At 66.8% G+C, this 696-nt stretch carries 1 pseudogene; it reads right to left on the bottom strand.

The features are described from left to right. A pseudogene (locus tag QNO07_RS27485) lies at positions 1-632 on the bottom strand (hypothetical protein); the annotation flags it as partial. Positions 633-696 lie beyond the last annotated feature (64 nt).

The following is a 696-nucleotide window of genomic DNA, read 5'->3' on the forward strand; positions in this document are numbered from 1 at the left end:
GGCTCCGGCACTCCCACGTCGGGCATGGGGCCGAAGGTGGGTTGTTGCTGGGCGGCCATGATGTCGTGGGAGACCTGGTAGTAGGAACTCAACCTGTTCATCTGGTTGATGGCCTCCTGCCGGTCGGCCTCCTTCTTCGACGCCGCATCGAACGCCGGGTTTCCCTCCACCCGCGCGGGAGAGGGCACCTCACTCAACGACACCCCCAAGCCCAGGCTCTCGGCTGCGTCCTTGGGCGGCATGCCGCTCCTGACCGACGCCAACCCCACCGCAGCCGCCTTCAGCTGCGTACTCGCGGTCTCGGTGTAGGAACTCAGCAGCAGCGTGTTGCGGGCCAGGTTCCGCGTCCACGCCCGGAACGCCTTCGCCGACGTGCCCTCCCACTCGACGGACTTCACGTGCTTGTCCAGGTCGGTGCTGATGTCCTTGATGTCATCGGCCGCCGCCCACAACGCGTCCGCCGCCGCCTCAAGATCAGCCGGCTTCGCACCCTCCACCATCGACACCAGATCGTTCAGCCCGCGGCCCTCGAAATCCGACCGCCCCAACGTCTTACGACCGCCACCAGCAAAATCCGGCACCGCCGCCTGCGACGCACGACTGATATCCGTCTGCGCCAACTGCACATCCACCTGCGGCTCCGACGGCCGCACCCCACCCTGCCCATCACCCACAGAAACCCACTCCCCCACTCAC

The sequence above is a fragment of the Streptomyces sp. 549 genome (genome assembly GCF_030124175.1).
Classification (GTDB): domain Bacteria; phylum Actinomycetota; class Actinomycetes; order Streptomycetales; family Streptomycetaceae; genus Streptomyces.